General features: G+C 68.5%; 10 protein-coding genes. 1 reads left to right on the forward strand and 9 read right to left on the reverse strand.

The features are described from left to right. Position 1: 1 nt before the first annotated feature. From IEY55_RS10255 to hppD, 8 genes are all read right to left on the reverse strand, one after another. Positions 2-973 (reverse strand): DUF58 domain-containing protein, encoded by a 972-nt coding sequence (locus IEY55_RS10255; RefSeq protein WP_229686236.1) that lies wholly within the window; start codon positions 971-973, stop codon positions 2-4. A 17-nt stretch (positions 974-990) separates the two neighbouring features. Then, positions 991-2151: an AAA family ATPase gene (locus IEY55_RS10260; protein WP_189056416.1), complete on the reverse strand. Its 1161-nt coding sequence runs from the start codon at positions 2149-2151 to the stop codon at positions 991-993. Positions 2152-2392: 241 nt separating this feature from the next. Continuing rightward, positions 2393-3346: a DMT family transporter gene (locus tag IEY55_RS10265; RefSeq protein ID WP_189056418.1), complete on the reverse strand. Its 954-nt coding sequence runs from the start codon at positions 3344-3346 to the stop codon at positions 2393-2395. Beyond that, the gene (gene thmT / locus IEY55_RS10270) at positions 3346-3540 is read right to left on the reverse strand and encodes a 2-hydroxymuconate tautomerase (protein ID WP_189056420.1); all 195 of its coding nucleotides are present in this window, start codon (positions 3538-3540) and stop codon (positions 3346-3348) included. The genes IEY55_RS10265 and thmT overlap by 1 nt, the downstream gene beginning before the upstream one ends. 64 nt (positions 3541-3604) lie before the next feature. Then, a complete protein-coding gene (locus tag IEY55_RS10275; protein WP_373289990.1) occupies positions 3605-4948 on the reverse strand; it encodes an aminotransferase-like domain-containing protein in 1344 nt (447 codons plus the stop codon). Continuing rightward, the gene (locus tag IEY55_RS10280) at positions 4945-5859 is read right to left on the reverse strand and encodes a phytanoyl-CoA dioxygenase family protein (RefSeq protein WP_189056422.1); all 915 of its coding nucleotides are present in this window, start codon (positions 5857-5859) and stop codon (positions 4945-4947) included. Before IEY55_RS10280 ends, IEY55_RS10275 begins: the two co-directional genes overlap by 4 nt. Further along, a complete protein-coding gene (locus tag IEY55_RS10285) occupies positions 5859-7004 on the reverse strand; it encodes an alpha-hydroxy acid oxidase (RefSeq protein ID WP_189056424.1) in 1146 nt (381 codons plus the stop codon). The genes IEY55_RS10280 and IEY55_RS10285 overlap by 1 nt, the downstream gene beginning before the upstream one ends. Further along, positions 7001-8080 (reverse strand): 4-hydroxyphenylpyruvate dioxygenase, encoded by a 1080-nt coding sequence (gene hppD / locus IEY55_RS10290; RefSeq protein ID WP_189056426.1) that lies wholly within the window; start codon positions 8078-8080, stop codon positions 7001-7003. Before hppD ends, IEY55_RS10285 begins: the two co-directional genes overlap by 4 nt. Before the next feature lie 537 nt (positions 8081-8617). Between hppD and IEY55_RS10295 the strand changes: the two genes are divergently transcribed. Further along, positions 8618-9556: a CPBP family intramembrane glutamic endopeptidase gene (locus IEY55_RS10295; RefSeq protein ID WP_189056428.1), complete on the forward strand. Its 939-nt coding sequence runs from the start codon at positions 8618-8620 to the stop codon at positions 9554-9556. Positions 9557-9603: 47 nt separating this feature from the next. On the opposite strand, the gene IEY55_RS10300 is transcribed toward IEY55_RS10295, so the two are convergent. Then, positions 9604-11111 (reverse strand): cytochrome c oxidase subunit I (locus IEY55_RS10300; protein ID WP_189056429.1); only part of this gene is annotated, 1508 nt, incomplete at its 5' end.

Below are 11111 nucleotides of genomic sequence, written 5' to 3' on the forward strand. Positions count from 1 at the left end.
ATCAAGCCACTCCTCCAGACCAGCGCCGCTTCCGCGACATCACGAACCGGACCACGTCGGCCACCCAGTCCGAGTCGGTCCGCAACGTCAGGTGCCCGGCGCCGGCCCGGCGCAGCGCGCCCGCCACCCGCTCCCGGTGTGCCCCGGCGGCGGCCGCGAACTCCCGCCGCAACAGCGGCGTGGTGCGGACCTCGCGCTGCTTGCCCGACTCCGGGTCGGCGAGCACCACCGTGCCCACTTCGGGAAGGTCGATATCGCGCGGGTCGAGCACCTCCACCGCGAGCATGTCGTGCCGCGCGGCCAGCGCCCGCAACGGCCGCTCCCACGCAAGGGGTCCGAGGAAGTCCGAGATCACCACGGCCAGCCCGCGCCGGCGCGGCGGTCGGCGCAGCTGCTCGAGCAGCGCGGCCAGGTCGCCACGGGTTCCCTCCGGCGCTCGGGGCAGCTCGGCGATGCGCCGCACCAGGCCGCGCGCGTACGCCATGCCCCCGCGCGCGGGCACCCGCTCGATCCGCTCGCCGGTGGACACCAGCGCGCCCACCCGGTTCCCGCCACCCCGGGTCAGGTGCGCGACGGCCGCGACCGCCGCCACCGCCAGCTCCCGCTTCTCGCAGGCCACCGTGCCGAAGTCGAGGCTGGGCGAGAGATCCACCGCCAGCCATGTCTCCAGCTCGCGGTCGGCGACCGTCTCCCGGATGTGCGGCTCGGTGGTGCGGGCGGTGACCGCCCAGTCCATCCGCCGGACATCGTCGCCGGGCTGGTAGACCCGCGCCTCACCGGGCTCGCTGCCCGGCCCGGGCACCAAGCCCAGGTGGTTGCCCTGCAGCAGGCCGTCCAACCGGCCGCGCACGGTCAGCTCCAGGGCGCGCAGTGCCGCCTCCATCCGGCCCTCGGCCAGCGCCGGAGGAGCCCAGGACGGCCGGGACGGCCGCTCCCCACGCCCCGGCCCGGTGGATGTCGCCTCGGGTGCCACCGCGGCCCCCTCCCCCGTCACTGCCGGTGCTGGACGTTGGCCGGTGCCGCACCGTGCTGGCCCTGCGCGGTGGCCTGGTTCTGCACCGCCTGGCCGGGCGCCGGGTGCTGCTGCGCCGCGCCGTGCGGCGCCGGCTGCTGGCCCGGGTAGGCCGGCTGCGGCCGGGCCGACACCTGCGGCAGCGGCACGGTCTGCAGGACACGGGTGACGATGTGGTCGACCGGCACGCCGTCGGCCAGCGCGTCGTAGGACAGCACCAGGCGGTGCCGGAAGACGTCCGGCACGACGTCGACGATGTCCTGCGGCAACACGTAGTCCCGGCCGCGCACCAGCGCCAGCGCCCGGGCGGCGGCGACCACGCCGAGGGTGGCCCGGGGCGAGGCGCCGTAGGCGATCCAGGAGGCGACGTCGGACAGCCCGTTCTCGTTCGGCGACCGGGTGGCCACCACGAGGCGGACCACGTAGTCGACCAGGGCGTGGTGCACGAACACCCGGGAGGCCACGCCCTGCAGGCGGGTCAGCTCTTCCGGGGTGAGCACCTGCTGGGCCGCCGGGGGCTGCACACCCATCCGGTAGACGATCTCCCGCTCCTCCTCGGCCGAGGGGTACTCGACCACGATCTTGAACAGGAACCGGTCGCGCTGGGCCTCCGGCAGCGGGTACACGCCCTCGTTCTCGATCGGGTTCTGGGTGGCCAGGACCAGGAACGGGTCGGGCATCGGGAAGGTCTGGCCGCCGATCGACACGTGTCGCTCGGCCATGACCTCCAGCAGCGCCGACTGCACCTTGGCCGGGGCGCGGTTGATCTCGTCGGCGAGCACGAAGTTGGCCACCACCGGGCCCAGCTCGACGTCGAAGGTCTCGCTGCCCTGCCGGTAGATGCGGGTGCCCAGGATGTCGGCGGGCACCAGGTCGGGGGTGAACTGCAGGCGTGCGTAGGAGCCGCCGATGACGTGAGCGAAGGTCTCCACGGCCAGCGTCTTGGCCACGCCGGGGACGCCCTCCAGCAGCAGGTGGCCGCGGGAGAGCAGGCCGACCAGCATCCGCTCGACCAGCCGGTCCTGGCCGACGATCACCCGCTTGACCTCGAACACGGTGCGTTCGAGCAGCTGGGCGTCGCGTGCGGGGGTGGTGGTCGTGCTGGTCCCCGCGGCCTCGGCGTGCCCGGGCTCGGTCACTGGCTACCTCCTATTACGGCCCTACTGCCTGCTACGGCCCTGCTGGGGCGGCTCACGGCTGCGCTGCGGCGTTCCCCCACTCCAGCGAACCAGCAAAGCGGACGAGCGGTATGACGCCGGTGAAGACCCTAATGGGCAAGGTCCGGTCGGGCAGGACCACACCCGTGACGTGCGGCCGGGTGGCCGAGGTCGGCAGCCGGTGCACCGGGGGTCCACAACCGCCCGTCCACCGTCGACCACATCACGTGCGCCGGGCCACAGCGCCGAGCGCTGCCCGTAGCTGTGGTCCCACCAGGACCGCTGCATTCGCCGCCAGCACCACCGCCACGCCGAGCAGGGCGAGAACCGTCCAGCAATATCCCTCGAAGAGGGTGGACAGCGTCAGCGACACCAGCGGGAACACCACGGTGGCGAAGGCCGCGCGATCCGGCCCGATCCGGCCCAGCAAGGTCAGGTACGCCACGAACGCCACCGCCGACCCGAACACCGCCAGATATGCCAGTCCGACCAGATATCGCACGCTGAACTCCACGGTGAACTCCTGGCCCGTCGCCAGACATCCCACCGTCGTGAGAAGACCGCCGTAGAGCATGCTCCAGGCCGTGGCGGGCACGATCGGCAACCCGGCCTGCTGGTTCTTCGACGACGCGATGTTGCCGAACGAGAACGACAGGGTCCCGGCCACGCCCAGGATCACCCCGAGAACAGCCGCACCAGAGGCCCCGGTGACGCCGATCTCATCGGAGAACACCAGCACCAGGCCAAGAACCCCGACCAGCGCCGCCACCACGACCGACGGCCGCACCCGTCGACCCAGGAACAGGTACCCGTTGACGATGTTGCAGCCGACCGACAACGCGAAGATGATCGACACCAGTCCGGACACCAGGTGCTCGGACGAGTAGTAGAACAGCACATAGTTGGTGCAGTACTGGAGTAACCCGACCAGGGCGAACCGCGCGTGCGCCCCCGCCGGGAACCGCAGCTGGAGCCGACGTGCCGCACACCATGCGAACAGGCAGGCCGCGGCAAGCAGGAACCGGTAGGCCACCGAGACCGCCGGTGACACCGTGCCCAGCTGGAGCTTGATCCCGATCCATGTCGAGCCCCACAACAGCACGACCAGCGTGAACAACGCGACCGTCCAGGCTGTGGCACGTCGCTCGCCCAGCCCGGACGGTACCGCCACCCCCATCAGCTGTCCCTCGGCTCCGAGGAGAGTCGGCCCCCGACCGCCCAGTGCTCGCGGGGCACCTCGTCGATCACAACCCACACGCCTTCACGTTTCCCACCGCAGGTGCGCAGGAACGCTTCGGTCAGCTCAGCGACCAGCTCCCGCTTCTGTTCCTCGGTCCGGCCAGGAAACATCGACACCCTGATCAGCGGCACGACCGGCTCCCCTCACACATCATTGTCATCGCGGTCATCGCGGTCATCGCGCTCGTCATCGCGTTCACCCGTCCTGTTCGCCTTCCTGATCCACGCCGACGCACCAGCGTTGCTCGTCGACCAGGTTGGCGAGTCGGTCCAACCCGTCATCGATCTGTTCCGGCGTGAGCACGCTGCACGACAGGCGGAGTTGGTTCTCGCCACCTGCGCCGTCGTAGAAGTGACTCATCGGTGTCCACAGCACCCCGTGTCGACGGGCGGAGTGCTCCAGCAACGTGTCATCGACTCGGAACGGCACGGTCACTACCACGAAGAAGCCACCGCTCGGGGTGTTCCACCCCAGGTCGGGTGCCGAGTGGAACCGCTTCTCCAAGCCCTCCAAAAGGTGGGTGAGGTTGCGGCGGTACACCTCGATCTCCATCCAGTTGGCGCGCAGCAGGCTTCCATGGTGCTCGAGGAGCTTCCCACCGACCATCGCCTGGCTGATCGGTGCCGTGTTGACCGTCAACATACTCTTGATCTTGGACAGCTCGTCTGCGAACAAGCTCGTGCTGCCGTCATCGTGCGCCACCAGCTGGTCGGCGACCGCGAAACCCACCCTGGCGCCCGGAAAACAGGTCTTGGCCAGCGAACCGAGGTAGACGACACGGCGCTCGGTGTCGAGCGCCTTGAGGGTGGGCACTCGCTCACCGCTGGCACGGAAGAATCCGTAGGGGTTGTCCTCCAGCAACAGTAGCTGTTCCTCGGCCGCAATACGGAGCAATGTCCGCCGGGCCTCGATGCTCAGTGTCACGCCACTCGGGTTGGCGAAGTCCGGGACCAAATAGCAGGCACGGGGATTCAGTCCTGCTGCGCGGGCGGCGCGGATCTGCACGACCAGGTCGTCCAGGTCCACCCCGACCTCGGAGTCCCGTACCGGACAGACCGTCATGTCGAGCAGGCGAGCAGCCCCGGTCAGCCCGACATAGGTCGGGCTGACCGCCAGGACGGTGTCCCGTTCGTCGCGCCGCAGCGCGCGGAGCACCAGGAACAACGCCTCCTGGCAGCCCACGGTGACCACGACGGACTCCGGGTCGACCTCGATCCCCTCGTCGACGTGGAGGTGACGGGCGATCAGATCGTGCACGATCCCCTTGGTGCGTCCATATTGGAACAGGGTCCGTCGCACCTGTGCGGGGTCCTGGCCGCGCTCCTTTTCCAGATAGTTGCAGAATGCGTGGAGGTACCGGTGCAACGCCTCGGTGTCGAAGGACTCCTCGTAGGGCCGGCCCGGCGCGAAGGAGATCGCGTCCGGAAACCGGTTCGCCACCTCGTTGAGGAAGTTCATCGACAGCAACGCCGGATCCTCGAGCGCGGAGTGCAGGTCGGCCCGGCGAAGCGCAGGGCGGCTCTCGACGTTCGTGGTCACGCTGTCCGCTCCGTCCACACCACCGGGCAGAAGTTCGGGTCGGTGTAGTCGGGATCGCCATCCTCGTCACGACGCACGACATAGTCGTGGTTGTAGGTCAGCGTCGATCCGTCGGACAGCGGGAAACGCCGCCAGCGGTTGTCCCCGTCCTGCAGGTGCAGCGAGATGGCGCGCCGCGGCGCGGCTGCCCGGTTGGCACCACTGCCGTGGTAGGTCCGGCAGTGGTGGAAGCTCATGTGTCCCTTGGGAATCATCATCGGGACCTTGCACACCTCGGTGCCGTTGTACGCGGCGTTCTCCCGCAGTAGATCCTCCAGCTCGGACTTGTCACGATCGGCGAAGTGCCGGGTCACCGTGTCGTTCGCGCCGATCTCCTGCCAGCGTTGGCTGCCATCCACCATCGTGATGGTGCCCATCTGCTCGTCGCAGTCATGGAACGGGATGAAGGCCGTTAACATGCGGTCCGACGTGCTGGTGGACCAGTAGTGCTTGTCGAAGTGCCACGGCACGATGTTGCTCTCCTCCTCGGGCCGTGGTGGTTTGTAGATGAGGGTGGACTGGAACACACGGACCAGCTCCGCACCGGCGAGCCTCGCGGCGACGGCACCGATGAGCGGTTTGGTCAGGATGCGGCGGATCGCGTCGCTCTCGTAGTGGATGTAGTCGTTGTGGCGCTGCCGGTCTCCTTCCTCCGGGGTCCAGTACGCGATGCGCGGCGGATGGATGGGCAGCTCGCGGTCACGATGCCCCGCATAGAAGCGTTCGCTCTCGATGACGAGCGTGTTCACCTCGTCGTCGGTCAGCAGTTTCTTGGCGAGGTACCAGCCATGTTCCTGGTAGAAGAGCACGTCTTCGTTGGAGGGAAGTAACTCCACCTCGTCGGCGGAGAGGGTGAAGGACACGGTGTTCATCAGATTCCTTCCCATCGATCCGAACCGTCGGGCCGGGAGTCGGCGACCACGCGGAGACGCCGGGTGGTCGGGACGTCGGGGCAGCCGGCGAGGGTCATCGCGGAGCTGAGTTCCGCACTCAGCATCGACAGGGCCTCGCGGACCCCGTACTCACCATCGAGAGCGAGCCCCCACAGCACCGGCCTGCCGAGCAGGACCCCGGATGCGCCGAGGGCAAGCGCCTTGAGCACGTCTTCTCCGCTCCGTATCCCGCTGTCGAGCAGGAGTGCACAGCGTCCGGCGACCGCGTCGCGCACCGCCGGCAACGCCTCGATGCTGGGGATCGCACCGTCGAGCTGGCGGCCACCGTGGTTGGACACCACCAGCCCCGCCACGCCCAACGTCGCGGCAAGATCGGCGTCGTCGGGATCGAGAACTCCCTTCAGCACCAAGGGAAGGCGGGTTCGTTCCCGTAGCCACGCCAGGTCGTCCCAGGTGACACCGGGATGGAAGAGAGCGCGGGTGTGGGTGGCCAGCGCCGAGCCGGTGCCGCCACGCTCGTGCGCCCCGGATGCGTTTTGGGGTGCGAGGTTCGCCGCCGTAACCTCGGGTGGCAACGCGAAGCCGTTACGCAGGTCCCGAAACCGCCGCCCCATCTCGGACACGTCGACGGTCACCAGCAACGCCCGGCACCCGCTGTCCTCGGCCCGCCGGACCAGCTCGGTGACCAGGCCCCTGTCCCGGAGCCAGTAGAGCTGGAACCAGGTCACGCCACCGACCGCGGCGATGTCCTCCATCCGGTAGCTGCTGAGGGTGCTCACCGTGAACGGGATGCCGGCCGCGGCGGCCGCCGCGGCCGAGGCGAGCTCCCCCTCGGGGTGGAGCAACCGTTGGTAGGCCATGGGCGCCACCGCCACCGGCAGCGACGCCTTCGTGCCGAGCAACTCGGTTCCCATGGTCACCGCGGAGACGTCGGTCATCACCCGTGGCATGACGTAGAGCCGGTCCAGTGCGGCCCGGTTCGCGGCAAGGGTGCGTTCCCGTCCGCTGCCCCCGGCCACGAAGTCCCACACCTGGGAGGGCAGGACGTGGGCGGCGGCGACCTGCAGGTCGTCCAGGTGGAACCGGGTGACCGCGGAGTCGTCCTCGACCGGTATCCGGCTCATCCGGCCAGCTCCGCAGGCCGCACCCGCTCGGCCTCGACCGCCTCGTAGAGCGCCCTGATGTTGCCGCTACCGAAGGTACGGGCGCCCATACGCTCGACAACCTCGTAGAACAGCGTCCGCCGAGGATGGGTGGAGCGGGTGAAGATCTGGAACAGCTGGCCGTCGTGGTCCTCGTCCACGAGGATGCTCAGCCTGCGGAGGTCGGCCGTGTCGTACCCGGCCGGCCGCAGCCGCTGGTCCAGCATGTCGTAGTAGGCGCCGGGAGTGGACAGGAACTCCACGCCGCGGTCACGCAGCAGCCCCACGGCGCGGACAATGTTGTCGGTGCCGAACGCGACGTGCTGGACGCCGGCGCCACCGTGGTCCTTGACGAAGTCGTCGATCTGGCCCGGGTCGGCGGTCGTGTCGGGCTCGATCAGGGTCAGGGTGACCCGGCCGGATTCGCTCTGCACCACCTTGGAATCCATGGCCTGGCTGCCGACGGTGATGCGCTCCGCGTAGATCATCCGGAAGCCGAGCACCTGCTCGTAGAACCGCACCGTGGGCTCGAGCTGACCGGGCTCCAGGCACACCGCGAAGTGGTCGATCCCGGTGAACAGGGCCGGGCCAACCGGTTCGTCAGCGTCCGGCATCGGGGTGCAGCCGGCGGGGACGGCCGTGCCGGTCTCCGCCGGTTGGACGAAGGTGTGCACGACGTCGCCGAACGCGGCGATCGTGGCGGTGACCCGACCGTCGGGCCCCGTGGCCGGCCCGGCGACCGGTTGCGCGCCATGGGCCACCGCGGTGGTGAACGCGGCGCCGGGATCTGGTGTCGACAGGGCGATGTCGGCGACACCGCCCCCATGTGTCTGGACGTAACTGGTTGCCGGGTGCCGGTCAGTGAGCCCCTTGGTTAACAGCAGGTCGATACCGCCCTGCCGGAGGGCGAGCGAGTAGCCGTCCCGGCTGGTGCCTTGGAAACCGGCCCAGCCGATGGGACGGAAGCCGTACTGGCTGATCAGGGACGCGGCCGTGGTGGCCACGTTGGCGACGTGGAACTCGACGTGCCCGAGGCCGAGTTCGGTTGATAACGCCATCGCAGAAGTCCTCCCAGTGCACGGTGCGTAGGAGCACCGCCATTCCCCCAGGTGCCCGCACCGTTCGACTTGCCCCCAACGTATTCGAACCTTGTTCGACTATGTCGAACATCGGCACCGACGAGTGTTCTGTCCGACGCGCCGCGATGTCAAGAGGAGATGTTCTCGATGAAGGCCCGACACGCAGCGCACCCCAAAACGCGAGCCCTCCTCGCGTCAGATGGCGAGCCACCCGGTCCGCGGCCACCGCCGGCATCTATTCGACAATGTCGAACATCAACGGTGGTTTCCCGATCGCATGCACGGGCCGCATCGGACCTCGTTTGTCAGCGGCTGAACGGGGTCGCCGGGCCGTGTGTGGCGCGGGTGCCTTCCGAAGGCGCTGCCCGCCGAACTTCAGCGGTCACCCTCGCCACCCGTCCTCGTGATCTTGCTGGTTCCGTGGCACGTCCTGCGGCGTGGCGGGGATGCGGAACGCCGGAGCCGACGACATCGTGACGATCGCGTTCGTCCCTGCCGCGACCGCCAGGAGGCATCATGAGCACCGACCAGCCCGACGCGACTCGCGGTCCGCTGCCGAGCGAGCTGCTGCGCGGGATGTCCCTGGCCCGCCGTCCGACCGGGCCGATCGTGGCGATCCTCGTGGTGGTGCTCGCCTTCGTCATCGGGCAGACGCTCGGGGTGATCGTCCTCGTCCCGCTGCTCGGTGCCGAGCTGCGGGTGGTCGGCGGTGGGTCGATGTCGCTGGCCGACCAGCTCGCCTTCACCCTTGCGTTCCTGGGGCCCGCCCTCCTGCTGTTCGTGTGGGTCCGGTGGAAGGAGCGGCGCCCGTTCAGCAGCGTGGGTTTCCTGCCCGCACAACGGATCGGTGGTTCGATCCTGCTCGGCGTCGCCGTGGCCGTCGTGCTGATGTCCGTCCCGGTCCTGTTGAACGTGCTGCTCGGGCAGGCCCACTTCGACAGCAGCGATGGCGGTCTTTTCCACGCCGCACAACTGGGTGCGGTCGTGCTGGCCCTGGTGGGCTTCACGATCCAGGCGAGTACCGAGGAGGTTTTCACCCGCGGCTATCTGCTGCAGGCGACGTTCCGGAAGTGGGGGCTGGTCGCGGCCGTGATCGTCCAGATGCTGGTCTTCACGGTGCTGCACGCCCTCAACGGCGGGCTCGCCCTGTTCCCGCTGCTCAACCTTATCCTGGTTGGTCTGCTGCTGGCACTGTGGGCTCTGGCCGAGGGAAGCCTGTGGGGCGTGTGTGCCTTCCACGCGGTGTGGAACTGGATGCAGGGGAACGTCTACGGCGTGCCGGTTTCCAACCTGAAGCTCGAGGCGTCGCTGCTGAGCTTCCGCACCAACGAGGACAGCGCTGCCGTGCTGACCGGTGGTGGGTTCGGCATCGAGGGCAGCGCGTTCACCACGGTCCTACTGCTCGTGTCAGCCGGCGTAGCGTTCCGCGCCTACCGGCGCCGGTCGGGTGCCTGACGGTCGGGGACAAGTCCGCTGCGGACAGGCGTCCGCAGTGGACCAGCTCAGCTCTCGCCGGATTGCTTGTCCCCACCAGGGTTCTTGCCCTCGTCCTCGTCGGGCGTCACGGCGTCGGCGGCAGCCTCGGAAGGAGCCTTCGGGTGCTCTGCCTCCGCACGAGCGCCCCGAAGCCCGCTATGCGCCTCGGCCCGCATGCGCTCGGCCATGTGCGGGTAGTGCAGTTCGAACGCGGGACGCTCGGAACGGATCCGGGGCAGCTCGGTGAAGTTGTGTCGCGGGGGCGGGCAGGAGGTGGCCCACTCCAGCGAGTTGCCGAAACCCCACGGATCATCCACGTCGGCGACCTCGCCGAACCGGTAGCTCTTGAACACGTTGTAGAGCAGGGGAAGTACCGACAGGCCCAACACGAACGCTCCGATCGTTGAGATCGTGTGGAGCGTGGTGAACCCGTCGCTGGGAAGGTAGTCGATGTAGCGCCGCGGCATGCCCTCGTTACCCAGCCAGTGCTGGACCAGGAACGTGCCGTGGAAGCCGAGGAAGGTGGTCCAGAAGTGCAGCTTGCCCAGCCGCTCGTCGAGCATGCGCCCGGTCATCTTCGGGAACCAGAAGTAGATGCCGGCGAAGGTGGCGAAGGCGATCGTGCCGTAGAGCACGTAGTGGAAGTGGGCCACCACGAAGTAGGTGTCCGAGACGTGGAAGTCCAAGGGTGGCGCGGCCAGCAGCACACCCGACAGGCCACCGAAGAGGAACGTCACCAGGAACCCGATACTGAACAGCATCGGGGTCTCGAATGTCACCGATCCCCGCCACATCGTGCCGATCCAGTTGAAGAACTTCACCCCGGTCGGCACGGCGATGAGGAACGTGGTGAAGGCGAAGAACGGCAGCAGCACCGCACCGGTGGCGTACATGTGGTGTGCCCAGACCACCACCGACAGGGCCGTGATACTCAGCGTCGCAAAGACCAGGCCCTTGTAGCCGAAGATGGGCTTTCGGCTGAAGACCGGGATGATCTCGGTGATGATGCCGAAGAACGGCAACGCCACGATGTAGACCTCGGGGTGACCGAAGAACCAGAACAGGTGTTGCCACAGGATCGGGCCACCGTGCTCGGGGGCGAAGACTTGGGCGCCCACCAGGCGGTCGGCGAGTAGCCCCAACAGGGCCGCGGTCAGGATCGGGAACGCCAGTAGCACCAGCAGGCTGGTCAGCAGGATGTTCCAGGTGAACAGGGGCATCCGGAACATCGTCATGCCCGGGCCCCGCAGGCAGACCACCGTGGTCACCATGTTGACCGCGCCCAGAATTGTGCCCAAACCGGACACGGCCAGCCCGGCGATCCACAGGTTGCCCCCCGGGCCGGGGGAGTGCACCACGTCGGACAGCGGGGTGTAGGCGAACCAGCCGAAGTCGGCCGCCCCACCCGGGGTCAGAAACCCGGCCATGACCAACAGGCCACCGAAGAGGAACAGCCAGAAGGAGAAGGCGTTCAACCGGGGGAACGCCACGTCCGGGGAGCCGATCTGCAACGGCAGGATGTAGTTGGCGAACC

Origin of the sequence: Longimycelium tulufanense (assembly GCF_014645795.1) — a bacterium.
Classification (GTDB): domain Bacteria; phylum Actinomycetota; class Actinomycetes; order Mycobacteriales; family Pseudonocardiaceae; genus Longimycelium; species Longimycelium tulufanense.

Coding starts and splice junctions, on each gene's coding strand:
- IEY55_RS10265 (WP_189056418.1), bottom strand. CDS start 3,346: ATGGGGGTGGCGGTACCGTCCGGGCTGGGCGAGCGACGTGCCACAGCC.
- IEY55_RS10280 (WP_189056422.1), bottom strand. CDS start 5,859: ATGAACACCGTGTCCTTCACCCTCTCCGCCGACGAGGTGGAGTTACTT.
- IEY55_RS10285 (WP_189056424.1), bottom strand. CDS start 7,004: ATGAGCCGGATACCGGTCGAGGACGACTCCGCGGTCACCCGGTTCCAC.
- hppD (WP_189056426.1), bottom strand. CDS start 8,080: ATGGCGTTATCAACCGAACTCGGCCTCGGGCACGTCGAGTTCCACGTC.
- IEY55_RS10295 (WP_189056428.1), top strand. CDS start 8,618: ATGAGCACCGACCAGCCCGACGCGACTCGCGGTCCGCTGCCGAGCGAG.